The sequence below is a fragment of the Vibrio sp. 10N.261.52.C11 genome (assembly GCF_041471405.1).
GTDB lineage: Bacteria > Pseudomonadota > Gammaproteobacteria > Enterobacterales > Vibrionaceae > Vibrio > Vibrio crassostreae_C.
Genome location: NZ_JBFROI010000074.1, coordinates 8,270 through 35,237, shown reverse-complemented (window position 1 = coordinate 35,237; position 26,968 = coordinate 8,270). Strand labels below are relative to the sequence as shown.

The window sequence follows — 26,968 nt, the reverse complement described above, 5'->3', positions numbered from 1 at the left end:
TAGTTTTGCTTACAAATGATTAGACCCAATCGATCGCTTCACCTGCGTGCTTCACGCATTCTTCTTTAACCATCTCAAACAGCTCCATGCCCGTCTTTGAACATGTCCACTTGTCGTCAACTAGCTTGAAGTGAAAGCCACCAGATTTAGACGCTAACCAGATTTCTTTCATTGGTTCTTGGCGGTTAATGATGATTTGGCTGCGGTTCTCAAACTCCAGCGTCATCACGTTACCAGTCACTTCGTAATCAATATCTGCCTCTGATTCATCGATAGCTTCTTCGATGTTTTGCATCTGTATATCGACCAGCTGATGAAATTCAGTCTCGTTCATCCTTTCTATCCTATTGCTTTTCCTGAGTGTGGTGCGATTATAGGGGGCATTGAGTTAATAATCACGATATGCAAAATGAAAAAATTAATTACTGCTCTATTTATGCTGTCCGTTATTGGACTTTCTGGTTGTGGTCAAACGGGTCCTTTGTACGATCCTGATGAAGTTCAGCAAACCGAACAATCACAATAAGTGAAAACACGCAGAAATCGTTATTTATAAGGGATAAGAACTTTGGATTACTTCAACTATCAGGAAGATGGCCAGCTTTGGGCTGAGGACGTCGCACTTTCACAACTAGCAGAGCAATATGGTACACCGCTGTATGTATATTCTCGTGCAACATTAGAACGCCACTGGAATGCGTTTGATTCATCGGTTGGTGAGCATCCGCACTTGGTGTGCTATGCCGTTAAAGCTAACTCAAACCTTGGCGTGTTGAATACTTTGGCTCGTTTGGGCTCAGGTTTCGATATCGTTTCTGGCGGTGAGCTAGAGCGTGTGGTTGCTGCCGGTGGCGATCCAGCAAAAGTTGTATTCTCTGGTGTCGGTAAAACAGCCGCTGAAATGAAGCGTGCGCTTGAGTTGAACATTAAGTGTTTCAACGTAGAGTCAGAACCAGAACTAGAGCGACTGAATAAAGTGGCTGGTGAGCTTGGTGTTAAAGCGCCGATTTCACTGCGTATCAACCCAGACGTTGATGCCAACACTCACCCTTATATCTCTACAGGTCTGCGTGATAACAAGTTTGGTATCGCTTTCGACCGTGCTCCTGCTGTCTATGAGTTTGCAAAAACACTCGATAACTTGTCTATCCATGGTATTGATTGCCACATTGGTTCTCAGTTAACGGATATCGAACCTTTCATCGATGCAACCGATCGCCTACTTGCGCTGATCGACCAGCTACGTGCTAACGGTATCAACATCAAACACCTTGATGTCGGTGGCGGCTTGGGTGTGGTTTATCGTGATGAATTACCACCACAGCCTTCTGACTACGCGAAAGCTTTATTGGCTCGCTTAGACAATCATTCTGATCTAGAGCTGATTTTCGAGCCTGGAAGAGCGATTGCTGCTAACGCTGGTGTATTATTAACGAAAGTCGAGTTCCTCAAGCCAACAGAGCACAAGAACTTTGCCATCATCGATGCAGCAATGAACGATCTAATGCGCCCAGCACTTTATCAAGCTTGGCAGGATATTGTTCCTGTTAGCCCTCGTCAGGGTGAAGCTGTGACTTACGATTTGGTTGGCCCAATCTGTGAGACAGGCGATTTCCTAGGTAAAGATCGTGACCTTGTTCTTGAAGAAGGTGATCTGCTAGCAGTTCGTTCAGCGGGTGCTTATGGCTTCGCGATGTCATCTAACTACAACACTCGTTCGCGTGCGGCTGAAGTGATGGTGGATGGCGATAAAACTCACTTGGTTCGTCAGCGTGAAGAGCTTACGAGTCTGTGGGAACTTGAAAACATTCTTCCGGAGTAATTTTAAGCGTTATGCACTTCCACTTTTCTAAAATGCATGGTTTGGGCAATGATTTCATGGTCGTGGACTGCATTACTCAAAATATTTTCTTTTCTCCAGATTTGATCCGTCGTTTGGCGGATCGTCACACTGGTGTGGGCTTTGATCAGCTACTTGTGGTTGAGGCTCCCTATGATCCAGAAACTGATTTCCATTACCGCATATTCAATGCGGATGGCAGTGAAGTGGAGCAGTGTGGCAATGGTGCACGTTGTTTTGCACGATTCGTTCGCATGAAAGGCTTAACGAATAAGTACAGCATCAACGTGAGTACCAAGAAAGGTAAAATGGTTCTCAAGATTGAAGAGAATGACCTGATCACGGTGAACATGGGCATTCCTGAGTTCGAACCCGGCAAGATTCCATTCAAGGCCAAGCAGCCAGAGAAGACGTATATTCTAAGAACGGATGTACACACCTTATTCTGTGGTGCGGTAAGCATGGGTAACCCACATGTGGTTACCGTGGTTGATGACGTCGACACGGCTGATGTGGACACCTTAGGCCCACTACTTGAATCACATGAACGTTTCCCTGAGCGTGTTAATGCTGGCTTTATGCAGGTCGTTAACCGTGAAGAAGTTCGTCTACGTGTTTACGAACGCGGCGCGGGTGAAACTCAGGCATGTGGCAGCGGAGCGTGTGGCGCAGTTGCAGTGGGTATCACTCAAGGCTTACTGGCTGAGAATGTGAAGGTTCGTCTACCAGGCGGTGACTTACACATTAGCTGGCAAGGCCCGGGTAAACCTCTGTTTATGACCGGCCCTGCAACGCATGTGTTTGATGGTCAACTTTCTTGCTAATAACGACCCAAAACAAATATATTCATAAAAATAAAGGATAGGTTTTGTCTTACGTTGAAGCCGACGCACTCACCGCAGAAGTGGTCGCGGAATATTTACGTGATAACCCAGATTTTTTCCAAGACCGAAAAGATTTGGTTGATCGCCTTGCTATCAATAACGTTGAGCAGGGCGCTGTTTCTCTGGTTGAGGTTCAGCTTAAACGCCAACGTCATCGAATCGAAGAGCTTGAAGAAGAGATCACTGGCTTGATGTCGTTGGCAGCAAATAACGATAAAACCTTCTATGAGTTTATGGATCTGCAAGCGCAAGTGCTGAAATGCAGTGACTTCATGCAGGTGATAAAAGCCGTTGAACAAAAAGCGTTAGATCTTGGGCTTAAGGCTCATGTTCGTATTCTTTCGCAATCTGGCTTTTATCAGTTGAGTGCTGAGGGTTACTCTAAGTTTTCGCTTAACCATTTCAATGGCAAAGATGCTTATCTTGGACGCTTGAGAAAAGCCGACAGACACGATTTGTTTGGTGATTATCCAGTTCCAGAGCTAGGCTCTTATGTAGTACTACCGCTTGCTAAGCAGTCTCCATTGGGTTTGCTCGCCTTTTCTAGTGAAGATGGCGGACATTTCCAACCCCATATGGATACGCTCTTTTTACGCCATTTAGCACTTGTTGTCGCTCATTTGGCGGACACCTTACCTTGGCAGATAAATAATGAGCCTAGAGCCCAAAATACCTCTTCCTAACAGCCTTCAAAAGCCACTTTCTCGCTTCTATGAATATCTCCGAAGCGAGAAGGGACTCAGCCTACACACCCAACGTAATTACAAACAACAACTTGAAACCATGGCCGGTCATTTAGTCACTCTAGGGCTAAAGGATTGGGGTCAAGTCGATGCGGCGTGGGTCAGACAACTGGCCAGTAAAGGCATGCGTGAGGGAATGAAAGCGAGCAGCATTGCAACGCGCTTATCGTCACTGCGCAGCTTCTTTGATTTCCTTGTGTTGCGTGGCGAAATGACCGCCAATCCAGCCAAAGGTGTCTCTGCACCTCGCAAACAACGCCCTTTGCCTAAAAACCTCGATGTTGATGAAGTGGGTCAACTGCTTGATGTGAATGAGGACGATCCATTGTCGATTCGTGATCGAGCGATGATGGAGGTGATGTATGGTGCTGGATTACGACTGGCAGAACTGGTCGGCATCAATCTGAAAGATGTGTTGGGTCGACAAGGCGAAATCCGAGTGATTGGTAAAGGCGACAAAGAACGCAAAGCGCCTTTTTCTGGTTTAGCTAAAGAGTGGGTCGATAAATGGCTCAAAGTTCGTGGTGAATTGGCTTCACCGGGTGAAACCGCGCTGTTTGTCTCTAAGCTCGGGACTCGTATCTCTCACCGCAGCGTGCAAAAGCGCATGGAAGAGTGGGGCAAGAAGCAATCTGTCGCGAGCCACATCAGCCCGCATAAACTGCGTCACTCCTTTGCAACGCATGTGCTGGAATCGAGCCAAAATCTTCGTGCTGTGCAAGAGTTGCTTGGCCATGAAAACATCTCGACGACCCAAGTGTATACCCACTTAGATTTCCAACACTTAGCACAAGCTTATGATCAGGCTCACCCGAGAGCTCGTAAGAAGAATAAAGATTAGATTAAAGGGTTTACTATGCGAATTTATCGAGGGTTAAAGCCCATCAAAGCCATGACCTTTGACTTGGATGACACCCTGTATGACAACTGGCCTGTGATCATGAAGGTTGAGAAAGAGATGGCACAGTGGCTTTATCAAAAGCACTCAGTGTCGGCTTCTTTATCGCTTGAAGAGTGGCAGGGCATTAAGCAGCAAGTCGCATCTGAAAACCCAGCTTTGAAACATGATGTCACCGTGTGGCGTGAAACTCAGATTAAGAGTGGTTTGCTGCAATTGGGTTACTCTCTGCAGCAAGCAGAGCAAGCGGCTCGAGAGGGCATTGAGCATGCCTTGTGGTTGCGTAATCAAGTCGATGTCCCTCAAGAAACGCATCGAGTGATGACTGAACTTAGCCAACGTATTCCTCTGGTTGCGATTACCAATGGCAATGTCGATCCACACAAAATTGGCTTAGGGCTGTACTTTCAATTAATCCTTAAAGCCGGCCCTGATGGCAGAGCAAAACCCTATCCAGATATGTTTGAAAAAGCTCAGCAACACCTAGGTTGTGACGCTGAGAATATTCTTCATGTTGGCGATCACCTCAAAACGGATGTCTATGGAGCCAAGCAAAATGGCTTCCAAGCGTGCTGGTTTAATGACACTGGTTCCAATTTATACCGCTCCCCGAAGGCGAGTGTGCTCCCTGATGTTGAAATAGACCAACTTAGCGATCTTATGCGACTAATTTAATGGCTCGGTAAGCTTATTGTGTCGCATTTATGCTATTGAATTGTTACATTAGTCGCCTATAAAAGCCTGATTAGGCTAGGATAATTGGCGACTACTTTTTATCGATTCATTTCAGTCATAGCAGTGGTTGCGGGTTGTTACTTCACTCGATTTTGAACAAGGGTTGGCATGCAAACATTTACATTTCTCGCAAATACTGAGGCGTTATTTAGAGCTCAATTTGATCAGCGAGAATGGTGTGACAGCAAACAGTACCTTATTCAAATTTTCTCAGCTCAATCTTCAGATCTAGCTCGTCAAATCGCGGGTGTTGCCCTCAATCGTTTAAATAATGCGACGCTAATTGGCCAGAGTGCTCGTCATGTTATCTGTGATAATTGCCTTGAAAGTGCATGCACCTTAGTCATCATCAGTGAGTTCAACGAAACCCATCTAACCTCTGCGGTCCAGCCTTTTTCCGGCAATCCAAATCAAGACAGCCAAGACTTAGCTTTTCAGCTGCGCCTTACAGAAGAAACCAAAACGGTCATCAGCTTGTGCGATCAGGTTGAAGGGCGTGATTATCCTATTTATAGCGCTTTTGAAAATTTGCCTTACGCCTTGCCGATAGCTGGTGGACTGTGCCATGAGAATGAATTTGGCCGTTGGGTTATGTATAACGAGCAAACCTACCAGCACGCCTGTGTTGCTGTGGCTCTGACTAACCCAAGATTGAAGGTTTGGTCGGACGCGTACTCTGAGTGGAACCCGATTGGGATGAAGCTACGAGTCACACACGCAATCGGAAATCGCTTATACGCATTGAACGACAAGCCGGCTATTGAAGTATTCAAACATTACCTTGCGGATGGCAAAGACCTTCCTTTTAGTCAACTGATGAGCTTTCCACTTTATCGAGAACTTGGCAGAAAGAAGGGTATCTCGACGCCGCTACGTATTAATGATGATGGCAGTATTGAGTTTGATAGCCCTTGGCATGTCGGTGAAGAGGCGCAGTTTTGTTATAACCACCCATCGCTCACTGCAGAAAAGGTGCACCACGGTGCCGAGATGCTAGCCATGCATCAGCCTGAATCGGTGATCATTTATAACTGCGTATCTCGACTTGAATTTATCGACAGTAAACTTGAGCTCAAGCCATTTGAAGGGATAGTGAATACATGTGGTGCCTACTGCATGGGGGAGCTATACCGTAATGAAGACCGCCAAGAGATACTGCACCACAGCTTGACTTATATCGCTATGCGCGAGTCTGACGAGATTAAAGAGTTTCATTGCGAAGACTTTCAGTGTGGCTCAACCGTGTCGCCATTGCTTAACCTAGTCAGAAATGCAGTCGCTGATCTCGACAGTATGAATACTCAGATGGAAAAGAAACTCCATCAACAAGCGCGTCGCTTAACCGAAAGCTATCGCATTGACTCGCGTACTGGTTTGCCGAACCGTATCGTACTGAAAGAGCGCCTCAATACGATTCTGTTCAGTGAACATCTGCTGACCTTAAAGCTAACCAACTTCCATCAGGTTAACGAGAAGTATGGTTATCAAGTGGGGGATCAGCTGCTACTCGATCTGTCTAATCACTTTATCGAGCGATTACAGCTTCGTGTGGTTAAAGAGCCTCGCGTGAAGGTAGAGCTATTCAGTATTGGTGTTGGAGAGTGGGCGATTATCTTCAATGCTAGTGTTGGTAGTACGAAAATAAAAGAAGGTTTCGTTGAGTTCGCCGATGACATCGAACACATAAATTTTGAGCCATATGGTTTGGCTGATATTGATTACCTGTCAGTTTCTCTGTGTGGCGGCTTTGCTAGTCGTTGTGACTTCTTAACCGACAGTGGTGACCAGATCTTATTGAAAGCGATCGAAGCTCGACGCTATGGAGTACGTAACAATACCCACATCACCAATGCTAAAGACATTCAGGTGAGTGAAGAAGATCGCAAAGAGCAACTAGGCTGGCTGAGCTGTGTAAGTCGTGCGATTTTAGATCAGAACATCATCACTTATTCCCAGCCAATTGTGGAGTCGGTTACGCACGAAATGATTGGCCAAGAGTGCTTGGTCAGAATCATGGAGTCAGACGGTACCATTGTGCCACCAGGTAAGTTCTTACCTATCATTGCCGACACGCACCTTTACACTCGCCTCAGCCGACACATGATTAAGAACACCATAGGTTATATGGCGGATAAGCAAAGCCCATTTTCTATCAACCTATCCCCGCAAGATTTGTTGAGCGACAAGACGCTTGAGGTGCTCGAGACCGCCATCAGTGCTATGAACGATCCCACTCGACTTGGCCTAGAGGTTCTCGAGTCTGAGCAGATTAAAGATTATGGTCGCATGATTGAGGTGTGTGATCACTTCCGTGCTCTCGGGGCGAGAATCATTGTTGATGACTTTGGCTCTGGTTACTCCAACATCGAGGAAATCATTAAGCTTGAGCCACAGATCATTAAGCTCGACGGTAGCTTGATTCGTAATATCGACAAAGATCAAAAACAAAGAAACATAGCCTCTCAGTTGATTCGTTTGTGCCAAGTGTTCAATGCCAAAACGGTCGCTGAATTTGTCCATAACCAACAGGTTTGTGAGATAGCAGAGCAAATGGGTGTCGATTATCTGCAGGGTTACTACTTCGGTGAGCCTAAGCGACTGTTTTAGCAGTTAAAGCTTCCCGCATTGTGTAACGACTGGCTATAAAAGTACTGCGCCGCCATTAATGACTGCTTTTTGGCGGAATGAATGATGTCTAACTAAGGTCACATTATTCATAACGCGATCGCAAGTATTCCGTGCAAGCCTTATCTATAATAAGCACAATAATAAATCATTAACGTAACGATTAATGTGAATATGCAGTCGACTTCTCTCCTGATACAAGACATTGAGCAAACCCAACGTGAATTGGAAAAGATAGATTTTCATCAACATGAAAGCCTACTGATCCAGGTGTTTTCGTCTTTCGAGAAAGGTTCTGTTTTGGCTGCCTGCCAAGTGATTCAATCGACTTTTCCCAATGCCAAATTGATTGGTTGCAGTGCTAACCACTACATTAGTCAAGGTGTCATCCTGCACCAAGGTCTTTATCTGATTGTTACCCGCTTTGACGCGACGTCTTACTCTTGTGGTGTTGTCGAATATAGCGAACAACCATTGCTCGATAGCCACGCTATGTGGCAACAGCTTGAGTGCAATGATAATACTCAAAGCATCATCTGTTTCGCAGACCGCTTGCAGATAAATAACCGAGATCTATTTTCAGCGTTTGAGCAGTCGATGTATTCATTACCGATCTGTGGCGGTGCATCGACCATCACAGATAATGGGCGATGGGTGATGTTAGACGGCATTTGCTATGAAAATGCCTATGTGATGTTGGCGCTGCACAGTGTTGAGCTCTCCATCGCTAAGGGTTACTACACTGAATGGAATCCGATTGGTCGAACTTTTCGAGTGACAGGTGCTCAAGAGAACCGGTTGTTAGAACTGGATGGGATGCCTGTTCGCGAACTCTACAATCGTTACCTCGCTGATGGCCTCGAAGTGCCTTTTGAGCAACTGCATAACTTTCCCTTGATGGTCGGTGACCCGAAAGAGCAAAACATTCACTTACCGCTCAAGGTAACGGAAAGTGGAGAGATAGAATTCAGCGGCCTGTTCCAAGTGGGCGATGAGGTCCGGTTTTGTTATGACCATCCATCACTGACCTTAGAGCAGATACGACTGGGCGTGCAGCAGATCGCCTCTCATAGGCCAGAACAGTTCTTCATTTATAACTGTACATCTCGTATCGACTTTATTGATGGCAACCAAGAGGTTGAGGTTTTCCAAAAATTGGCCGACAGCTATGGCGTTTACTGCATGGGAGAACTTTATCAAGAGAATGGCCAACAGCGAATCTTGCACCATAGCCTCACTTATCTTGCGCTTAGAGAAGGCGAGGGTAAGGCGGTATTGCCATTAGAGACGCAACCCGCGACCAACATATCCCCTCTGTTTTCATTGATCCGAAATGCACTGCTTGATGTCGATGACATGAACAACAGCATGGCGAGTAAGATTCAGCAGCAAGCCACTGCATTGACGGCAAGCTATCGAATTGATCACCGTACAGGTTTACCCAATCGAAGTGTGCTGCGTGAGAAACTGTCGAAGATGAGCAGTGATAGCCACTTACTAGCTTTGAAGGTCACGACCTTTGGTCAGATCAATGAGAAGTATGGTTATCGAGTAGGTGACAAGCTTCTGCATGATTTGAGTGAGTACTTTCAAAAGGCGCTGTGGCAGTTCTTTGATGAGGGCTGTCAGCTCTACAGTATCGGTATTGGTGAGTGGGCGGTGGTGTTTGATAGTTGGGCGAGCCAAGAACATATTCATCAGCGATTCTCGGAATTTGCCGATCAAACCGAGCATGTGAATTTTGAGCCTACCGGTTTACCCGATATTGATTACTTGTCGGTGTCTATCTGTGCGGGTATCGCCAGCCGTCGAGATTTCCCGACTACCTCTATTGATGACTTATTGTTGAAGGCGATTGATGCGAGGCGCAGCGCTGTCAGCCAGAACAAGCACCTAGTGAGCGCCAAGGCACTCATTCAATTGGAGAAGCATCGCCAAGAGCAACTTGGTTGGCTGTCGTGCGTGAGTCGCGCGGTGCTTAATCAGAATATTGTGGCGTGCTCTCAGCCCATAGTTTCAGCACACAGTCATCAGGTAGAGAGCTACGAGTGTTTGGTTCGAATTGAAGAGGACGGTCAGTTAATTGCACCGGGTAAGTTCTTGCCAATCATTGAAGGAACCCATCTCTATACACGCCTCAGTCGTCAGATGATAACGCGCACCTTCGATTTTATGAGTCAGCGAACCGATTCGTTCTCAATTAATTTAGCGCCACAAGATTTCAGCAATGAGAAAACCATTCTTCACCTTGAACAAGCGATCAAGAAAATCAGTCACCCACAGCGTATTGGCTTGGAGGTGTTAGAAACGGAACAAATTCAGGATTACGGTCGCTTGATTGAGGTGTGTAATCACTTCCGCGATCTTGGTGTGAATATTATTGTTGATGACTTTGGTTCGGGCTATTCGAACATTGATGAGATATTGAAGCTAGAACCACAGGTGATCAAGCTTGATGGCAGTTTGATTCGCAATATTGATAAAGATAAAAAGCAGCGCAAGATCGCTCAGCAGTTGGTGAGCTTATGCCAGATTCTGAATGCTAAGACGGTGGCGGAGTTCGTTCATAATGAGCAGGTGTGCCGTATTGCTGAAGACATGGGGGTCGATTACTTGCAAGGGTATTACTTTGGTCAACCTCAGCGTTTGTTTTGATGGAGCGAGCGTTTCACGTGAAACACTGGTTGGCTCACCCTTTTTGTTTTTAGTGTCTGTCTCGTCCCGAAATGTGTTTTTACCTTCCCGCGCGCCTGCTTGGTCTATTTGAGGGCGTGGCCACACTTGTCGGCGTGGAACACTTTTAGATAATGCTGGTAGTAGTCATCAATGAGCTTGGCAGATTCACTTTCACCTAAAGATTTGAGTAACTCAATACCCACTTCACAAGTACACAAGTGGCCACTGTCTTGGTTGCGGCGCAAGGTGTATGAAGATTCGCTGGTAATATCGAGGTGAACTTGCGGAACGGCTTGTAACCACGAGCTCTTGTTAAGCATCTTCTTCGCTTCTTGCCATGTGCCATCCAAGATGATGAATAGCGGCTTACGGCTCTGGGCTTGGGTCATTACAGCTTGCTGGCACTCGACACTTTGATCACTTGGGAATAAAAGAAACGGTTGTCGTGTTTCATCGTCAAGCAGTGCGATGAGCTCCGCTGGTGGTGTTTTCCTTTGCCATACAATGGACTGACACTGATCAAGGGATTGCTGAAGCAGCTTCCCTGTATTGGTATCGCGTGACAGTTCATTCTCATGAGTGAGCAGTACAAGATCGATTTGGCATGCGACACTAGGTATCAGGTGACAAATACATTGGTGAGTGAAGCTACAACCATGGCAAGCTTGTTGGTTACTCATGTTTACAACTTAACTCCACTTTGTGCGGGTGAGATACCATCAGCAAACAAAACCACGTCGCTGATATCAGCATCATCTGCAACTGGAGCGACACTTGGGTTTAGCGGGTAGCTGACACCAGAGTATGAAAGTGTGTGTTTCGCCGGTGTTGCACCGCCGCCACTGACATTGAAGATCAGATCCTGCCAGCCGTGGTTTTGCGATTTACCTAAGCGTATGTCGCCCTTAACCAGTGTCACTCGGCTATTGAAGCGCCAGTTATCTTGATGGTTTTCGAAAATTAGCAGTGTACAGCCACCAGAACCACACCAATCGAGTTGGGCGAACAGCTCTTCTTTACCGTCGCCGTTGAGGTCGTAGGTTAACCAGCGGTATTTAGTGTCGTCAGGTGAGCTGTTGTTGATCTTAAAGTATTCGCGGATCGCTTGGTCGACTTTTGGATCAAGTTGATCGCTGGAGTTCACCTGCTTTGCGGTTAGATCAACGTTAGTGGTGGTGTTTACTTGTGCTTGCGCACTCTTAGCTTCGAATAGCACCAGACCGCCATTGGCAATCGGATACACCACGTTGCCCACTTTCTCTTTTTCAGCGATTAGCTTGCCATTATCGAGTGTGAAGATGCGCTCGGAGATCAAATATTGTTGCTGGTGGCGAGTCATAACCACTTGTACCTGATTTTGGTTCAGTTGCTGCCAGAAGCCTTGTTCAACAATAGAAGGGTCTCCATTGCTGTATGAATAAGTCGTGATAGCACTGTGGTCATTGTTGAGTTCAAGGTTGATAGAGAACCCTGAGTTTTGCGTTGAGCTAGCGAAGTAGAGTCCGCTCCAGTCCAGCGTTGGATCTTGGTTAGAGACCGTCGCACAGCCATTGTAGTTACTGTCATTGAGGTTAAGCTTGGCATGCCATCCATAGATAGAATCGCTCATGCCGTCGCTACAGCTCTCTTTCGTAAGGTTGAGTTTGCCTTGTGCAGCTTTACCTTCTAATTGGTAGTCACGGCTGCTCGATGTGGTGCGGCTTGATTCAATATCGAGGGTCTGTGGCTGTTCGCCCATCTTGGTGTATTTCAGCTGGTCTTTATCGAAGGTTGCTGACCAGAAGGGTTCATTACCAAATACTCGTGTTGAGCGCAGCGGTTGGACGCAGCGATCTGGGTTCTCTGCGGTTAGGATGTTCACTTGGTCAACCACGAAACGCGCTGTGAAATCTGCGTTATAACCCGTTTGGCTCGGCACGGTTAGGTGACCAATCAGCTCGCCATATAAGGCTTGGTAAGGTCTCGTTGAGAGCCCTTGTGCTTCTAACGCTAACTCTGGAGATAAGTCTAACCAGTATTGTTGTTGGCTACCGCAAGGAGTGAAGGTTCGGCTTTCATGGCCAACCACCACCTGACCACGCATGATGAAGGTTTGCGGTTGAATGCTCAGTGGCTCATCCAAGTTTGCTGGGGGCTGTTCAGGTTGTTGCGGCGTATCAGGTGCCGTAACACAGCCTTGTAGAGCGAACGCGACTAGCCATGTCACTGGGTTTTTCATTACCTTCATGTTATATCTTCCTCGGAGCAACCGTTAATTGGATTTATTATGGCATATTGGTTATTTAAAACAGAACCCGACACCTTCTCTATTCAGACTCTTAGAGTACAAAAAACCTCTTGTTGGGAGGGTGTACGCAACTATCAGGCTCGAAACATGATGCGTGATGACGTCAAGCTTGGCGATCTGGTGATGATATACCACTCATCATGTAAAAAAGTTGGCGTAGCGGGGATCGCTAAAGTAACCAGAGAAGCCTACCCAGACCACTTTCAGTTCGACCCTGAGAGTGATTACTACGATCCTAAGTCTTCACCCGATAACCCACGCTGGATCATGGTGGATGTCGAGTTTGTGCGAGTGACTGAACGCTTGATTCCTTTGGTTACGCTTAAAGCCATGCCTGAACTCTCCGAAATGCCCTTGGTGAAACGCGGTAATCGCTTATCGATCATGCCGGTTACCGAACAAGAGTGGCAGGCAATCTTAAGCAAAGAAGTGTTAGGTTCTCGATAGCGTTAGAGAGAGCTTTTTACGTAAGGTTCAAAAAAGGCAGCCAGTTGGCTGCCTTTTTATTTATTCAGATCTGTTCAACGAGCGAGATTAGAGCAGATGCTTTTCTAGGTAGTGAGCAACGGCATCGTTTGCGTTACTGCCAATCACTTCATTGTCAGGTAGTGCTTTCATCACTTTCTCATGTGATGTACCCATGATTAGACCTTTACCCGCCATAGCCAGCATTTCAGCGTCGTTCATGCCATCACCAAAGGCAACACAGTTATCCAGAGTCAGGTTTAGTGATTTTGCAACAGCGTCTAGAGCGTGGCCTTTAGAGACTTCAGCTGCCATCACTTCCAGACACCAAGGTGTAGAGAAGGCGATGTTCAGTTTGTCGCCAAAAGCATCTCTTAGCTTTTGTTCAAACGTGACGAGATATTCGTGGTCTTGTTCTGGATGTGTGAAGAAGACTTTCGCGATGCCTTCGCTTGGTGCGTTTTCAGCTTCAAAGCGCTTGTAGCTAAAGCCAGACTCACTGTGGAATTTAGCCAACATTTCATCTTCACGGTCTAGTAACCAATCTTCATTCTGGTACATGTGAATAAAGAGGTTTGGATCTTGGCGCACAATATCAATAACTGGCTGAACGAGTTCCTGAGGTACGTTCTGGCTATACATCAGTTGATCGTTTTGGTCATGCACGCGTGCACCGTTTGAAGTGATCATGTACGCCGGAATACCTGCTATCTGACGAATACCCGCCACATCGACGTGGTGACGACCCGTAGCGAAGATGAAGGTATAACCTTGGTCGTGTAATTTCTTAAGCGTTAGCTTGGTAAAGTCGCTTAGCTGATGGTTGGGAGCCAAAAGCGTACCATCTAAATCAGAAGCAACAATTTTCACGGAATCTTTTAGTGCAGGAATACTCATTTAACCCTCATTGCAAAATGCTTAACCAATATTGACGCTAGCCAGCGCTAGAATCGTTTTAACTACAATATCTCTAGGTAGAAATTGTATGCCAAATTCATGCAAGAAAAGAGGGCAAAGCTCACTTACTTCTCTTCCTCTTTAGCGCTTATTTTCTTGGTAGGTTGCTTAGCCTATTAGCTCTAGGCGAAAAACTGATTGATCGCATCCAGTGTTTGATTGCGATATTCATCCTGCTCAAACAACACCTCATGCCTAGAACCCTCAATCAACTTAAACTGACAATCAGAGTTGGTTTTCTTCAGCTTAGAGATGAACTTTACTTGAGCACTGTTACTGACAATCTTTTCATCCCCAGCTTGAATCAATAGCAGAGGGATCTTGATTTGACGAGTTTGTTGAATTGCTTGCTTGGCGGCCATTAACCCTTGCCACACCCAACGCGTGCTTGGTCCACCCACCTGCAAAGATGGAGACTCGTCATATAAGCGGCGGAACCACTGATAGCGAACCTTACTGTGGCTCAGTAAGTTGTTTTCAAAAGGCTTCGAATAATATGCTTGCTGGCCCGGCGCGTAAGTTGGCTTGGCATAAAAAGCGGTAAGCACTTGTCCAACGATCATCGCGATAGGTTTCAGGTACCACTCGGTATTGATACCAAACATCGGAGCGCACAGAGTCACCTTATCAAACGGGTGGTCTGGATGGGTTTGTAGGTAGCGAGTGGCTATGGTGCTGCCCATTGAGTGTGCGAGCAGGTAGCGATTGGAATACTTACTGAGATCAAAACTGGCAATGACGTCAGACATGTCAGATTCATAATCATCAAACTCATGAATGTGACCAATGTCAGAGTCTGTTACCATACGTTCAGACTGGCCTTGACCTTGGTGGTCAAATGAATAAACGTCATAGCCTTGTTGATAAAAATCATAAAAGATTTCTTGGTATTTTTGGCAGCATTCGATACGGCCATTTGAAATCACAATAGCTTTGCTGTGCTTTTCTGAGGTGAGGCTGCACCAGTACAGTTTCTTTTTACCAGACGATGTTAAAAACCCCTCTTTTCTTTGTTGCCAAAGAGCGTTGATCGGGTGTTTAATCGCATGATCGAACTGAGGTTCTTGAGTGTAAGGGAAGGTGGCTTCGCTGTGGTTTTCCATGGGAAATTACCTGAACTGATGCGTGTGAGAGCTTTATTGCTACTAATGTTGTTAGATTAAAGAACTAGTAAGGAAATGCAAATGGATACTCATGTTTGGCTTGCTTATGTTGTCACAGCGATTTTGTTTAGCTTGGCTCCGGGCTCGGGTACCGTTAACTCAATCAGTAATGGGCTTAGCTATGGCACTAAAAAGTCACTCGCATCAATTGTTGGCTTACAGCTTGGTCTTGCGTTTCACATTATGCTGGTGGGCGCGGGTATCGGTGCACTCGTTGCTAAGTCTGCGTTGGCGTTCACCATCATTAAGTGGGTCGGCGTGGTGTACTTACTTTGGTTAGGTATTCAAAAGTGGCGTGATAGCTCGAGCCTAGTAGCATCTGAAGAAAGCTCTACTCTGTCGAGTGGCAAACTGCTGAGAAACGCTGTGCTTATCAACCTAACTAACCCGAAATCAATCGTGTTTTTGGTGGCTTTGTTTCCTCAGTTTATTGACCCTACACAACCTCAAGCACCTCAGTTATTAGTGCTAGGTGTGACGACAGTATTCATTGATAGCGTTGTTATGTTGGGTTACACCTCATTAGCGTCACAAATGGGAAGTTTTATTCGCTCTGATCGCATAATGGGTAAGATAAATAAAATATTTGGTGGTATGTTCATGGGCTGCGGTGCTTTGCTAGCTGCCGCGAAAGCTTAGATTAAGCGACTGAGTTATAGTTAAACCAATCAGAGTTATCAAGAAATGACCGCTACATACGTTGCTCGACAACCTATCTTAAATCGCAAGAGGAATACACTCGGCTATGAGTTGTTATTTCGCGATGGAGAAAAGAATGCGTACCCAGCGCATATTGAGTCTAATCGAGCAACGTATCGTCTGATTGTTGAGAACTTCTTGTCTGTTGGTCTTAACCCTTCTATTCCATCTTCACGCTGCTTTATCAACTTCCCTTATCAAAGTTTGATTCGTCGACTGCCCTTAAGTTTGCCGAAAGATAAGGTGGTGGTAGAGATTCTGGAAACCTGTAAACCAACAGATGAATTGTTGGAAGCGGTTAAAGACCTTTACCAAGCGGGTTACATGATTGCCCTAGATGATTTTACTTCGACCCCAGAATGGGAACGTTTCCTTAAATACACGCATATCGTAAAGCTCGATATTATGCAGATGGGTTTGGATGAAGCGTGTGATTTGGTTAGGGCGCATCAAGGGAAAAAGTTTAGCTTTTTGGCGGAGCGCGTTGAGACCGAACAAGAATTCCAGCAAGCCAAAGAGGCTGGCTTTAAGTTTTTCCAAGGTTACTTTTTCAATAAACCGGAAATCATCAAGAGTAAATACATTAGCCCTGAGCAAGTGATTGCTATGGAGCTGTTTCAAGAAGTGTGTAAGCCCGATGTGGACTTTCAACGGGTGGAGAGCATTGTCGCGAAAGATGTGGCGCTCTCATATAAGCTGCTGCGTTTTGTGAATACTATGTCGCCGCGCCTTGAAGTTACCATCTCTTCTTTTCGTCAGGCTTTGGTATATCTAGGTCAAGAGAAACTGAAAATGTTTGTCTCGTTAGCCGTCGCCTCTTATGTGTCCGATAAAAAGCCTAAAGAGCTGTATGGATTGTCTCTACAGCGTGCTCAGTTTTGTCAGCGTATGTCTCGCTATCAGGCATTTGAAGGGTATAGAGAACAGGCCTTTATGATTGGCTTATTCTCCTTGTTGGATGCTCTGTTGGACTTGTCGTTAGATAACTTAGTCGAGCAGTTGCCGCTGTGTAAAAGTATCAAGGTTGCTCTATTACGTAGAGAAGGGCCATATGGTACCTTGCTCGCACTTGAAGAGAGCTTTGAGCATGCCGATTGGCAACAGATTGATGAGCACTGCGCCGATTTAGGATTAAGCGTGGATCAGGTTAAAACGGAGCTTACTGAAGCGCGCCGTTGGAGCCATACCGTGACCAACAAGCTCTGATATTTCTTCGTTAAACTTTTATGACAATTGAAACGCACGCCTTGACGTGCGTTTTTTTATATCTAAGATATGTGCATATCCATATATGAGTATGTTTTTATGCTTCCTCACCAATTTTTTAAATTACTGTCCGATGAAACGCGAGTGCGTTGCTTAATGTTGATAGTTCGCAATGAGTGCTTATCGGTTGGTGAGTTGACTCAGGCATTGCAAGAAAGTCAGCCAAAGGTTTCACGCCATCTTGCGCAGCTGCGTTCAAACGGTGTTTTGATTGATGTTCGCCAGGGGCAGTGGGTGTTTTACCGCCTGTCACAAGATTTACCAGGTTGGATGCTAAAGTTAATTGACGACCTTATTGCATCGAACTGTTTGAAAACTGAATACCAGCAAGATATTGAGCGCTTAGAGTCGATGAACTCACGCCCAGTATGTTGCGTTTAAATACATTAAAACTTAATGCCGAAATAGTTGTAGTTGCAGCTAGGCGACAAGTGAACTTATCCCTATGAGCATAGTGGCTCTATGTAATTAGGGCGGCCGGCGCTCCGGTAAGTGAACGTAGTCAACAACGCTGCGGCTTCAAATATGAAGGCAATTAACTGAGAGAACAGAAAATGACAGTCAAAGTAGGTATTAATGGTTTTGGTCGTATCGGCCGTCTAGCACTTCGCGCAGCATTCGATTGGGATGAGCTAGAATTTGTTCAAATTAACGATGTTGCTGGCGACACAACAACACTGGCCCACCTTCTAGAATTTGATTCAGTTCAAGGTCGCTTTCACCACGAAGTAACTGCAGAAGGCGATGAGATGATCATTAATGGCCAGCGCATCAAGACCACACAAGAGCGCGACATCGATGTGATCGACTGGTCTGGTTGTGATGTGGTTATCGAAGCGACAGGTGTTCACCGTAAGACCTCTTTCCTAAACAAATACCTAGAGCAGGGCGTGAAACGTGTTGTGGTATCGGCGCCAGTGAAAGAAGAAGGCATCGCAAACATCGTTGTTGGTGTGAATGACAATATCTTCGACCCTGCGGTACACAAAATCGTAACGGCAGCGTCTTGTACAACGAACTGTATCGCGCCAGTGGTTAAGGTGATCAACGAGAAGCTTGGTATCGAGAACGCAGCCTTCACCACTATTCACGATTTAACTAACACGCAAACTATTCTTGATGCGCCGCACAAAGACTTACGCCGCGCACGTGCATGTGGCATGAGTCTTATCCCAACAACGACGGGCAGCGCCAAAGCGATTGTTGAGATCTTCCCTGAGCTAGAAAACCGCATCAACGGCCACGCAGTTCGTGTACCGCTAGCGAACGCTTCTCTGACAGACATCATCTTCGAAGTGAAGCAAGACACCACGGCAGAAGAAGTTAACGCGATGCTGAAAGAAGCGTCTCAGAATGAACTAAAAGGTATTCTTGGCTTTGAAGAGCGTCCACTGGTTTCTATCGATTACAAAGGCGACCAACGCTCAACAATCGTGGATGCACTATCAACGATGTTGGTCGGTAAGCGCATGGTTAAGATCTACGCTTGGTACGACAATGAGATGGGTTACGCAACACGTACCGCTGAGCTTGTTCGTACCGTTGGCCTTGCTTAATAAGAATCTGGAGAAGATATAATGATACATCCAACATGGCAACTAGACCTAGAGCAAGGTGCGCTAGTGCTTACTCCGTGCCCAGGCACAAAAGAAGCAACGCTTGATGCATCACTGGCTCAGCTAAAAGAGCAAGGCGTTGAAGCTATCGTGACAGCACTTGATGACCATGAGCTTGCAAGCAAAGACGTGGCGGCACTTGGTGAAAAAACACGTGCGTTAGGTATGCAATGGTTCCAGATCGAAATTGAAGACGACTGTGCACCGGGTGCTGGTTTTGCTGCGAAGTGGCAAGCAGCTAGCCCTGAGCTACATAACATCGTCGATAACGGCGGCAAGGTTGCAATGCATTGTATGGGCGGCTCTGGTCGCACTGGTTTGTTCGCAGCTCACCTACTGTTAGAAAAAGGCTGGGATTTGAGCAAGGTAGTTCAAGAGGTGCAGGCACTGCGTCCAGGTGCCTTCACTAAACCTATCCAGGTTGAATACATTAATGGCGTAGCGAATAGCTAATAGTCATCAGTGTTAGACAGGGAGCTTTTGGTATCTGGAGTGTTGAACTTATCATGATCCAAAAGCTCTTTTTGTTTAGATTGCAGAGATAGCGTTATGTTTTCAAATCTAAGTAAGAGCGTTCGCCAATACATGTTGGTGACTTTTAACTACTGGAACTTCACCATTACTGATGGTGCACTTCGCATGTTGGTGGTTCTGTATTTTTACGACCTTGGCTACAGTTCGTTAGAAATCGCCTCACTGTTCCTTTTCTATGAATTCTTTGGTGTGGTGACTAACCTAATCGGTGGCTGGTTAGGGGCGCGTCTTGGCCTCAATAAGACCATGAACATTGGGTTAGGCATGCAAGTCGTCGCCTTGGGTATGCTCGCGGTGCCAACGGCAATGCTGACCATTCCTTGGGTCATGGCGGCGCAAGCCTTGTCTGGTATCGCTAAAGACCTCAATAAGATGAGTGCCAAGAGCTCAATTAAGACTCTGGTTCCTGATGAACAACAAGGCGCGCTTTATAAGTGGATTGCGATTCTGACCGGATCTAAGAATGCGCTTAAAGGGGCAGGCTTCTTTATTGGTGGTTTACTGCTTTCAACGATTGGCTTCCAATACGCCGTGCTCGCGATGGCAGCCGTGTTGGCATTGGTCTTCGTTGGCAGTGTGTTGAGCTTAGAAGCGGACATGGGCAAAGCGAAAACCAAGCCTAAGTTCAAACAGATCTTCTCTAAGTCTGAATCCATCAACATCCTATCCGCAGCACGTATGTTCCTGTTTGGCGCTCGTGATGTGTGGTTTGTGATTGCTTTGCCGATTTACCTAGGCAGTGTGTTTGGTTGGGATCACTCATGGGTTGGCGGTTTCTTAGCTGCTTGGACTATCGCTTATGGCTTTGTACAGGGCATAGCGCCGAAGATTACTGGTAAAGCTCAAGGTAAGGTGCCAGATGGCCATGCCGCGCTGTTATGGGCTGGTGCGCTGGCTATAGTGACCGCTGCTATCGCTTATGCGGTACAGATTGGCTGGCAACCCGAGTTAGTTATTATCGGTGGCTTGATGGTGTTTGGTGTCATCTTTGCGGTGAACTCATCACTTCACTCATATTTGATTGTGAGTTATGCGAAAGGCGATGGCGTTTCTCTTGATGTCGGTTTCTACTACATGGCAAACGCGATGGGCCGTTTGATTGGCACGATATTGTCGGGCTTGGTATTCCAAATGGCAGGTTTGTCTGCGTGTCTGTGGGTTTCCTTCGCATTCTTGGCGATAACGACGGTGATCTCTCTGCGTTTACCGAAAGTGCCGCAAATTTCAGCGGCATAAGCTTCAGCCACATGAGCCTCATTTGTGAGAGCTCAAGTCGCAGAAGCTAGAGTCGTATGAGCTAAATTCGCGATAAGTATCTCCTTTAACACTAAGCTGACTTGGTATTTATTCCGGTCAGCTTTTTTATTGCTATAGTAGAATGATTGAATATTAATCAGGCATTTACATGAAGCAGCGAATTCTCTTTTTTGATTTAGCACGATGTGTCGCGGCCGTAGCGGTTATCGCGATTCATGTTTTGGCGCCTTATCGCAATGAGTTGGGCACTATTCCTTTCGGTGAATGGCTTACTGCCATTACGGTAAACGGTTTCAGCCGCTGGGCAGTACCTGTGTTCATTTTGATTACTGGCGCACTGATGCTCAGTGATCAGCGCCCGTTTGACGCCAAATACTACCTCAAGCGTCGTTTGGGCAAGGTACTGATACCTTTCATTGTCTGGTCGCTTTTCTATACCTATCTGTCGGGCTGGTCGGCAATGGGCTTTGATGCCGACGTCAGTTGGGACGTGTTGCTTAATAGCTACCATCATTACACCTATTACCACCTTGGTTTCTTCTATTACTTCATCCCACTCTATTTTGTGATTCCGTTCTTGCAGATCATGGTTAGAAAGTACGGTGATAGATCGGTCTATGCCTTTACGGCGGTATGGTTGTTCACAACATTGCTGTTCTTACTGAAAATCGATGGCCCTTGGAGTCACGAATTGTGGTTGTACACCGGTTACTTACCATTGGGTTACTTGCTGTATAAGATTGTGCCACTTAACAAGATGACCGTTGGCGTGAGTGTGTTACTGGGTGGGCTAGCGTTACTAACCACGGTTTACATGGTGGTTGATGCAAGCTTGGTAGCAGAAGAGTACACGGTAGGGCGCTGGCTATCTTACAAAACGTTGAATACCGTATTAGCCGCGAGCATGGTGTTCATGGTATGCCGTTACTATGGTGAAGGCCTGTCTGAGAAGAGTAACCAAGTGGTTGGCTTTATCAGTAAGCACAGCTTAGGTATTTACCTGCTGCACCCGATTTTCTTGTGGCCGATGAAAGAGTTTGGTTGGTACCAAGGACATCCGGCATGGGTTATTCCATTATGGATTGTGATCAGCGGAGCTGGCGCATTATGGATGAGCTGGTTGGTGTCTAAGTCAGAGAAAACGCGTTGGTTATTGCCTTAGCGGTGATTGCTAAGGCTTTCTGATGGATTGCTTAGGGACGACAGTTGAAGCGGCTGACGTTTAGCGCTTCAACGCAAAGTGTAAGAACTTATCGCCTTGGTAGGTTAAGGTTCCTTTGTCGCCAGGGTTAAGGGCGTGGAAATAGTGGATGCCGACTTGGAATTCTCGCTTCGGACCTACCACACCACGTTGAACGTAAATCCAGTACTCTTGATCTTCTTGGCCAGGTTCTGCGTCAGGAAGGTCGATGGATTGTTTGTCTAACACCGTGACATTCACTTTCTTCTCTGGCGCATTTTCACCTTGCGAGTGTTTTCGATAGAAACCAATAAATACCCAAGCCGCTAGAGCAGCGAGAGCAAAGATGGCAAAAAAGAGTGAATTAGGCATATAACCTCCATGTAGTCGTGATGGTTATTCTAGTCTTTCAAGCAATAGGGATATGTGTTTAAAGCCGTTATTCGTGAACTGTTGTAAGCCAAGCTGATTATTTTTCGGCAGACATCACATTTAATGGTCAGTTTGGGATAAAGCATTGTTATTTATTGTCTCTTTCTCTCGTAAATAACAGTGATTTTGTATAAGAATAGGGAAATGCTCGACTAGAATTATAGTGTGGAGTGGGAGGGCTAAGATGACCGATATTGAAAAAGTGGTGACAAGAACTCGCAATATAGAGAAATTATTGAGGCTTCAATATCATGCCGAAGGCGAAGGATTGCATGAGCTTGTGACAAGCTGTGAAGAAAGGCTACCGCACGATATGGTAAGTAAGCTGCGTTATATCGCAACGTGTCGTAACAAGGTAGTCAATGAGCATGACGCTCAGTTGGAAGACCAACATAAGTTCATCATGATGTGTAACGACTGTGAGAAGGAGCTGACTCCACGTAGTGGTCGTTTTATCTGGCGAGTTGCGATCTTACTGATGATGGCAATGACTTTAGCTGCCGCAGGTTTCTATTATGCGAACTGGGATGTGCTAACACTGCATCTGTTTTCGAAGTGAAAAAATTGAACAAAAAAAGGGACGCTCATGGCGTCCCTTTTTTTATCTGTAACTTGCTTAGTACATCATCGGTAGTGTCATTAGACCTACAACTACCGCGATCATTACAAGTCCTTGTCTTTGCGAAGATGAAATCATAACACTACTCCTAAATTTGGTTGTCTCTCGCTATGTTTTAAAGAATAGCACTACTTATGGCCTTAGATCAAGAATTACTTTCGAAAGCTTTAAAAGTAGCAGAAAACTATGAGTTTTTGGCTTGTTTGGCAGTGTTTAACTGTGTTTTATGGTGTGTTCTTAATTTGTTCGTTGTGATTTATGTTTGTTCTAATTTGATTTAACTTGTTGTTTTGTAATGGTTGTTTTGTGTAATTTATATTGTTAAAGGTTGTTAAACTGTATTAATAGAGGTTGGTGGTGGCTAGGTTGGTTTTGGTTGGTTTTTTAAGTTTTCGGCTTGGTTTTTGTGGCGATTTTTACCGGAGGCTTGAAATAACCTGACAAAACTGGGCGTTAAAAAAGAAAACTGGCTACTTTACAAGTCTAGGCTTGGTTGGCGTTTTTATTTTCCTATTAATCTTGAGTTTGTTTATTTAAGTTATTGTTATTATTTACTTTAAATGTGGTTATTTTAATTTTTTAAGTGTGGTATTTTACGGAATTAGGCCGGTTTTGGTGGGGTCGATAGGTTAGAATTGGCCAAAATTCAAGTATGGCGACTCTAATGCCAGTTTGAATGGGTTTTATGATGATTCGTTCTAGTTTTAAACGAATGGCAATTGTCATGGTGGTAATTGTTACGACTTCAATCTAAAGAGACTCTTTTTAGTGGAAGCGTAATCAAGATCCAATTTTGAGGGGCTGAGGCTTTACATCAACACTCGTGTGCCTAGACTGGCGACGATTTAAAGCAATAGGGCAAGTGGTATGTGGAGTTGGTTAGCGGTTTCCTTATCTGGTATCGGAGCAATAGCAGGAACGAAACATGGACATATCGGTCAGGCCTTATCGTATAAGGTATTTACCTTTGTATTATTAGCGACAATTGCTTTAACTCAGTCGGTTGTGGCTGACTTTACCTATTGGATAGTTGCGGGGTTGGCTATCTCTGCGATCGCAGATGTGCTTCATACTCTCACTCAAAAACGCCCTCTGCATTTTGTCTGCTTCTTATTGGCTCAACTCTGTTACAGCAAAGCTTTTTGGTTACAGCTATCAGGTGAAATGGTTTGGTGGTTGTTCGCGCTGTTATTGGCAGCTTGCGTTGTTGCTTTCTTTTTACTGCTGCCACGCTTAGACAAACTCGTTTTTCCCGTGGTCATCATGGGCATTGTGCTTATTCAGTTAGCATGGGCTTCTGGTGAGGTTTGGCTTCTGGATCCTCAGTTATCACACGCGGTCGGTTTTGCTGGCTGTAGCGTGCTGCTCCTTTCAGCATTGGCGTACGCGCTAAATTTCTATCGTAGCCCAATTAAGGGTGCCTACTTTTGGGTGACGGGCAGCTACTTTCTGGCGCACGCTCTCATTGTTGCTTCCCTTACCATTTAGAGTAGAGCTCGCTTAACTCTGAGCTACATCAAGGCAGCTCAGATGAAAGTAGGTACTCTACGTCTACTTCATTAAACATGAGATAGAGTTATGACTACCGAAATTCATGCACACAACGTTTTAAACCTACTGAGTGAAAAGCCACTGACTCGTGAAGAGTTGACGCAAGAACTCGCTCAAACTTATGGCGCAGAAGCGCGTTTTCATACGTGTAAGCTGAACGGTCTGGATTTAGATGGATTGCTGAAGTTTTTCCTGAAGATGGAAAAGGTCGTGGTTATTGATGACAAGCTTTGCACTAATCGCGAACGTGTGTGTAACCACTAATTCCCAGAGATTTGGTTTTTAGAGCCTTTTGGCTTTTATCGATAAGAAGAGTGGATGCGACGTTTCGGCTTCACTCTTTAAATTCTCTTTTTCCTTTTTCCTTTCTATTTGCTCTCGCAAAATTCCCTTCTAATTACATAAGTTAATCCTTTTATTACTGCGTTCGAAAATCAATGTTGAGGCTGCTATACTCCGCGCACTTACGCTTTTCGAGACAAACTTATGGAAATTTTATCTGCAGCAACCATGCTGTTTCTTATTATGGACCCGCTTGGCAATCTACCAATCGTGCTCTCTATCCTTAAGCATATTGATCCGAAGCGTCGCCGTATTGTTCTTGTTCGTGAACTGATGTTTGCGCTGGTTATCCTGCTGTTGTTCTTGTTTGCTGGTCAAAGCATCATGAACTTCCTGCACGTGCAGCCTGAAACCTTGAGTATCTCTGGCGGTATTATTCTATTCATCATCGCGATTAAGATGATTTTCCCAAGTGCGGGTAGTATTACTGGCCTCGCGGCGGGTGAAGAACCGTTTATTGTGCCGATGGCGATCCCAATGATTGCTGGCCCTTCAGTGATTGCGGCATTGATTCTGTTGTCGACACAGCACCCTGACAATATGTTAGAGCTTTCAGGCGCAGTGATGCTGGCTTGGGGTGCTACCTTCTTTATTCTGATGTTTAATGGCTTCTTCCTGCGAGTGCTGGGAGAGAGAGGTCTTAAAGCCATCGAACGCTTGATGGGCTTGTTGTTGGTTATGCTGTCGACGCAAATGTTCCTCGATGGTGTGAAAGGCTACATGGGCTAACATCAATATCATTGCTGAATAAAAAAACGCCGCTTAAATGAGCGGCGTTTTTGTCTCTACTGTTTCTGTCATGATGTTTTCTGTAGCTAAGCGTTTTATATCTGGGCTTAAGCTCGATTACATCATGTGTTTGCGTCGGATATCGAGTAAGGCGAAGACACCGAAAATCAATATTGACCACTTCTCCCAACGTGACATCTCGATCTTATCGCCGAATGCACCGATGAAAATCAGCATCTGCAGGCCGTGCATGAAGAACAAGAATGCGGTCATGATATAAAGCGCAATCGCAGCATTACCCGGAAACGGGTAGAAAATATTTACGATTAAGATAAACCAAACAAAGGCGATGGCTGCTTTTGCTAGTGGAAGCAAGAACTTCATTCAATAACTCCTATTCTTCAGTGATTCGATTGAACAGTCGGTAGCTTGACTGTCCGGTGGTCTTGTCGCGATGCAATTCCCAGTTCTCTGGCATAGCTTCGAGTTTCAGTTCTTTCTCTGTCTCGACGTAAATGATGGCATTGTCTGCAAGCCAACCGTTACTCTCAAGCAGTTGTACTGTTTCTGCCAGTAAGCCTTGACGAAATGGTGGATCAAGGAAAACCATATCGTAAGGCGTGCCCGGTTTCTTAAGGAAAGAGATAGCATCAGTATTCACGACATTAATGTTGTCTGCCTTGAGCTCTTTCGCGTTATCAGAAAGCTGTTTAGCCGCCTTTTGATTCATTTCGAGCAGTGTCACCATTTTGGCTTGGCGAGAAGCTGCTTCAAAACCTAGACCGCCAGAACCGGCAAATACATCCAAGCAAGTTGAATGTGGGATATCTTGAGCCACCCAGTTAAAGAGTGTTTCTTTTACTCGGTCAATGGTTGGGCGTAATCCTTCTAAATCATGAACAGGCAGCTTTCTACCTCTCCATGAGCCACTAATAATTCGAACAAAGCCTCCGGATGGCTTTTTTTGTGATGTGTTTTGCTGGCGACGTCTTACCATAGATTTTTTGACCGCTAATAAAGTGATACTATACCGAGCCCAATTTAAGTGGGTTCGTGTATTAAATAAATTTGCAATGACAAAGTGTATCAAGCTAAAAGCAAACTTATCACTGCTTTGTCATTTTTCTTTACTATTCGTTTGTACAAGCTTGTATTGTATAACAATAGCAAAGAGTCGACGTGTATTAAGTCAATACAGCTAATTAGTAGATCTAGGAAACTCCTCTGATGACGGAAAAAAAGAAGCGCGGATTATTATCGTGGCTTGGTTTTGGTGAAGAAGAACAAAGCCCAAAAACTCAGAATGAAGCGAACGTAGAAAGCGTTGAAGATCAAACTGAAGTTGAATCACAAGTTGAGGCTGAACAGGTCGCGCCTGAAGCTGAACAAGTTAAGCCAACTGAATCTGAGCAAGCGCTTGAAGAAGCTCAACAAGAGCAGCAACCTGTCGCAGCAGAAGCAGAAGCAGAA

Annotated in this window: 28 protein-coding genes and 1 pseudogene; 21 read left to right on the top strand and 8 right to left on the bottom strand. The window is 45.4% G+C overall.

What is annotated here, in order from left to right; translation table 11 throughout:
- Window positions 1-19: 19 nt before the first annotated feature.
- Window positions 20-334 carry an iron donor protein CyaY gene (gene cyaY / locus AB4323_RS21720; protein WP_017061010.1) on the bottom strand — a complete coding sequence of 105 codons (315 nt, stop codon included), beginning with the start codon at window positions 332-334 and terminating at the stop codon, window positions 20-22.
- A gap of 75 nt (window positions 335-409) precedes the next feature.
- Between cyaY and lptM the strand changes: the two genes are divergently transcribed.
- The 8 genes from lptM to AB4323_RS21680 all read left to right on the top strand — a co-directional run bounded on the left by lptM (window position 410) and on the right by AB4323_RS21680 (window position 10,380).
- A complete protein-coding gene (lptM, locus tag AB4323_RS24570; protein ID WP_063524726.1) occupies window positions 410-526 on the top strand; it encodes an LPS translocon maturation chaperone LptM in 117 nt (38 codons plus the stop codon).
- A 42-nt stretch (window positions 527-568) separates the two neighbouring features.
- Complete coding sequence (gene lysA, locus AB4323_RS21710; RefSeq protein ID WP_017061012.1) at window positions 569-1,822, top strand: diaminopimelate decarboxylase; 1,254 nt, start codon at window positions 569-571, stop codon at window positions 1,820-1,822.
- A gap of 11 nt (window positions 1,823-1,833) precedes the next feature.
- A complete protein-coding gene (gene dapF / locus AB4323_RS21705) occupies window positions 1,834-2,664 on the top strand; it encodes a diaminopimelate epimerase (RefSeq protein WP_017061013.1) in 831 nt (276 codons plus the stop codon).
- A 44-nt stretch (window positions 2,665-2,708) separates the two neighbouring features.
- On the top strand, window positions 2,709-3,407 hold the full coding sequence (locus AB4323_RS21700) for a DUF484 family protein (RefSeq protein ID WP_017061014.1): 699 nt from the start codon (window positions 2,709-2,711) through the stop codon (window positions 3,405-3,407).
- On the top strand, window positions 3,376-4,308 hold the full coding sequence (gene xerC, locus AB4323_RS21695; protein ID WP_017061015.1) for a tyrosine recombinase XerC: 933 nt from the start codon (window positions 3,376-3,378) through the stop codon (window positions 4,306-4,308). The genes AB4323_RS21700 and xerC overlap by 32 nt, the downstream gene beginning before the upstream one ends.
- 15 nt (window positions 4,309-4,323) lie before the next feature.
- Complete coding sequence (gene yigB, locus AB4323_RS21690; protein WP_371725446.1) at window positions 4,324-5,040, top strand: 5-amino-6-(5-phospho-D-ribitylamino)uracil phosphatase YigB; 717 nt, start codon at window positions 4,324-4,326, stop codon at window positions 5,038-5,040.
- Between the two features lie 168 nt (window positions 5,041-5,208).
- Window positions 5,209-7,707 carry an EAL domain-containing protein gene (locus AB4323_RS21685; protein ID WP_017061017.1) on the top strand — a complete coding sequence of 833 codons (2,499 nt, stop codon included), beginning with the start codon at window positions 5,209-5,211 and terminating at the stop codon, window positions 7,705-7,707.
- Between the two features lie 192 nt (window positions 7,708-7,899).
- A complete protein-coding gene (locus AB4323_RS21680; protein WP_017063759.1) occupies window positions 7,900-10,380 on the top strand; it encodes an EAL domain-containing protein in 2,481 nt (826 codons plus the stop codon).
- Between the two features lie 104 nt (window positions 10,381-10,484).
- On the opposite strand, the gene AB4323_RS21675 is transcribed toward AB4323_RS21680, so the two are convergent.
- Both AB4323_RS21675 and AB4323_RS21670 read right to left on the bottom strand, forming a co-directional pair.
- Window positions 10,485-11,081 (bottom strand): tRNA-uridine aminocarboxypropyltransferase, encoded by a 597-nt coding sequence (locus AB4323_RS21675; RefSeq protein ID WP_372153327.1) that lies wholly within the window; start codon window positions 11,079-11,081, stop codon window positions 10,485-10,487.
- 2 nt (window positions 11,082-11,083) lie between these two features.
- Window positions 11,084-12,628, bottom strand: a complete 1,545-nt coding sequence (locus AB4323_RS21670; protein WP_017061020.1) for a COG3650 family protein — start codon at window positions 12,626-12,628, stop codon at window positions 11,084-11,086.
- Between the two features lie 39 nt (window positions 12,629-12,667).
- On the opposite strand from AB4323_RS21670, the gene AB4323_RS21665 reads away from it, so the two are divergent.
- A complete protein-coding gene (locus AB4323_RS21665) occupies window positions 12,668-13,135 on the top strand; it encodes an EVE domain-containing protein (RefSeq protein ID WP_017061021.1) in 468 nt (155 codons plus the stop codon).
- A gap of 87 nt (window positions 13,136-13,222) precedes the next feature.
- Here AB4323_RS21665 and AB4323_RS21660 read toward each other — a convergent pair whose 3' ends face one another.
- On the bottom strand, window positions 13,223-14,050 hold the full coding sequence (locus tag AB4323_RS21660) for a Cof-type HAD-IIB family hydrolase (protein ID WP_372153325.1): 828 nt from the start codon (window positions 14,048-14,050) through the stop codon (window positions 13,223-13,225).
- A 182-nt stretch (window positions 14,051-14,232) separates the two neighbouring features.
- Window positions 14,233-15,213 carry an alpha/beta fold hydrolase gene (locus AB4323_RS21655; RefSeq protein WP_017061023.1) on the bottom strand — a complete coding sequence of 327 codons (981 nt, stop codon included), beginning with the start codon at window positions 15,211-15,213 and terminating at the stop codon, window positions 14,233-14,235.
- Window positions 15,214-15,294: 81 nt separating this feature from the next.
- Between AB4323_RS21655 and rhtB the strand changes: the two genes are divergently transcribed.
- From rhtB to AB4323_RS21620, 7 genes are all read left to right on the top strand, one after another.
- Entirely contained in the window at window positions 15,295-15,912 is a 618-nt protein-coding gene (rhtB, locus tag AB4323_RS21650) for a homoserine/homoserine lactone efflux protein (protein ID WP_372153323.1), read from the top strand.
- Window positions 15,913-15,957: 45 nt separating this feature from the next.
- The gene (locus AB4323_RS21645) at window positions 15,958-17,178 is read left to right on the top strand and encodes an EAL and HDOD domain-containing protein (protein WP_017061025.1); all 1,221 of its coding nucleotides are present in this window, start codon (window positions 15,958-15,960) and stop codon (window positions 17,176-17,178) included.
- 99 nt (window positions 17,179-17,277) lie between these two features.
- Window positions 17,278-17,619 carry a metalloregulator ArsR/SmtB family transcription factor gene (locus tag AB4323_RS21640; RefSeq protein WP_017063763.1) on the top strand — a complete coding sequence of 114 codons (342 nt, stop codon included), beginning with the start codon at window positions 17,278-17,280 and terminating at the stop codon, window positions 17,617-17,619.
- A gap of 173 nt (window positions 17,620-17,792) precedes the next feature.
- On the top strand, window positions 17,793-18,794 hold the full coding sequence (locus tag AB4323_RS21635; protein WP_372153321.1) for an ArsJ-associated glyceraldehyde-3-phosphate dehydrogenase: 1,002 nt from the start codon (window positions 17,793-17,795) through the stop codon (window positions 18,792-18,794).
- A gap of 21 nt (window positions 18,795-18,815) precedes the next feature.
- Complete coding sequence (locus AB4323_RS21630; RefSeq protein WP_017061028.1) at window positions 18,816-19,307, top strand: cyclin-dependent kinase inhibitor 3 family protein; 492 nt, start codon at window positions 18,816-18,818, stop codon at window positions 19,305-19,307.
- A 96-nt stretch (window positions 19,308-19,403) separates the two neighbouring features.
- Window positions 19,404-20,624: an organoarsenical effux MFS transporter ArsJ gene (gene arsJ, locus AB4323_RS21625; protein ID WP_029235838.1), complete on the top strand. Its 1,221-nt coding sequence runs from the start codon at window positions 19,404-19,406 to the stop codon at window positions 20,622-20,624.
- Window positions 20,625-20,793: 169 nt separating this feature from the next.
- The gene (locus tag AB4323_RS21620; RefSeq protein ID WP_017061031.1) at window positions 20,794-21,807 is read left to right on the top strand and encodes an acyltransferase; all 1,014 of its coding nucleotides are present in this window, start codon (window positions 20,794-20,796) and stop codon (window positions 21,805-21,807) included.
- A gap of 60 nt (window positions 21,808-21,867) precedes the next feature.
- Here the strand turns inward: AB4323_RS21620 and AB4323_RS21615 are convergent, their stop codons facing one another.
- Window positions 21,868-22,197: a DUF2500 domain-containing protein gene (locus AB4323_RS21615; protein WP_017061032.1), complete on the bottom strand. Its 330-nt coding sequence runs from the start codon at window positions 22,195-22,197 to the stop codon at window positions 21,868-21,870.
- A gap of 244 nt (window positions 22,198-22,441) precedes the next feature.
- On the opposite strand from AB4323_RS21615, the gene AB4323_RS21610 reads away from it, so the two are divergent.
- The 4 genes from AB4323_RS21610 to AB4323_RS21595 all read left to right on the top strand — a co-directional run bounded on the left by AB4323_RS21610 (window position 22,442) and on the right by AB4323_RS21595 (window position 25,498).
- Window positions 22,442-22,816 (top strand): hypothetical protein, encoded by a 375-nt coding sequence (locus tag AB4323_RS21610; RefSeq protein WP_017633159.1) that lies wholly within the window; start codon window positions 22,442-22,444, stop codon window positions 22,814-22,816.
- Between the two features lie 927 nt (window positions 22,817-23,743).
- The gene (locus tag AB4323_RS21605) at window positions 23,744-24,364 is read left to right on the top strand and encodes a lysoplasmalogenase (protein ID WP_372153319.1); all 621 of its coding nucleotides are present in this window, start codon (window positions 23,744-23,746) and stop codon (window positions 24,362-24,364) included.
- Between the two features lie 90 nt (window positions 24,365-24,454).
- Window positions 24,455-24,691 carry a YecH family metal-binding protein gene (locus tag AB4323_RS21600; protein WP_017061034.1) on the top strand — a complete coding sequence of 79 codons (237 nt, stop codon included), beginning with the start codon at window positions 24,455-24,457 and terminating at the stop codon, window positions 24,689-24,691.
- 222 nt (window positions 24,692-24,913) lie between these two features.
- Window positions 24,914-25,498, top strand: a complete 585-nt coding sequence (locus AB4323_RS21595; RefSeq protein ID WP_017063768.1) for a YhgN family NAAT transporter — start codon at window positions 24,914-24,916, stop codon at window positions 25,496-25,498.
- 117 nt (window positions 25,499-25,615) lie between these two features.
- Here AB4323_RS21595 and AB4323_RS21590 read toward each other — a convergent pair whose 3' ends face one another.
- A complete protein-coding gene (locus tag AB4323_RS21590) occupies window positions 25,616-25,882 on the bottom strand; it encodes a DUF1145 domain-containing protein (protein WP_016784000.1) in 267 nt (88 codons plus the stop codon).
- Between the two features lie 10 nt (window positions 25,883-25,892).
- On the bottom strand, window positions 25,893-26,495 hold the full coding sequence (gene rsmD, locus AB4323_RS21585; RefSeq protein WP_017066764.1) for a 16S rRNA (guanine(966)-N(2))-methyltransferase RsmD: 603 nt from the start codon (window positions 26,493-26,495) through the stop codon (window positions 25,893-25,895).
- Window positions 26,496-26,725: 230 nt separating this feature from the next.
- Here rsmD and AB4323_RS21580 point away from each other — a divergent pair.
- Window positions 26,726-26,968, top strand: a pseudogene (locus tag AB4323_RS21580) (signal recognition particle-docking protein FtsY); the annotation flags it as partial.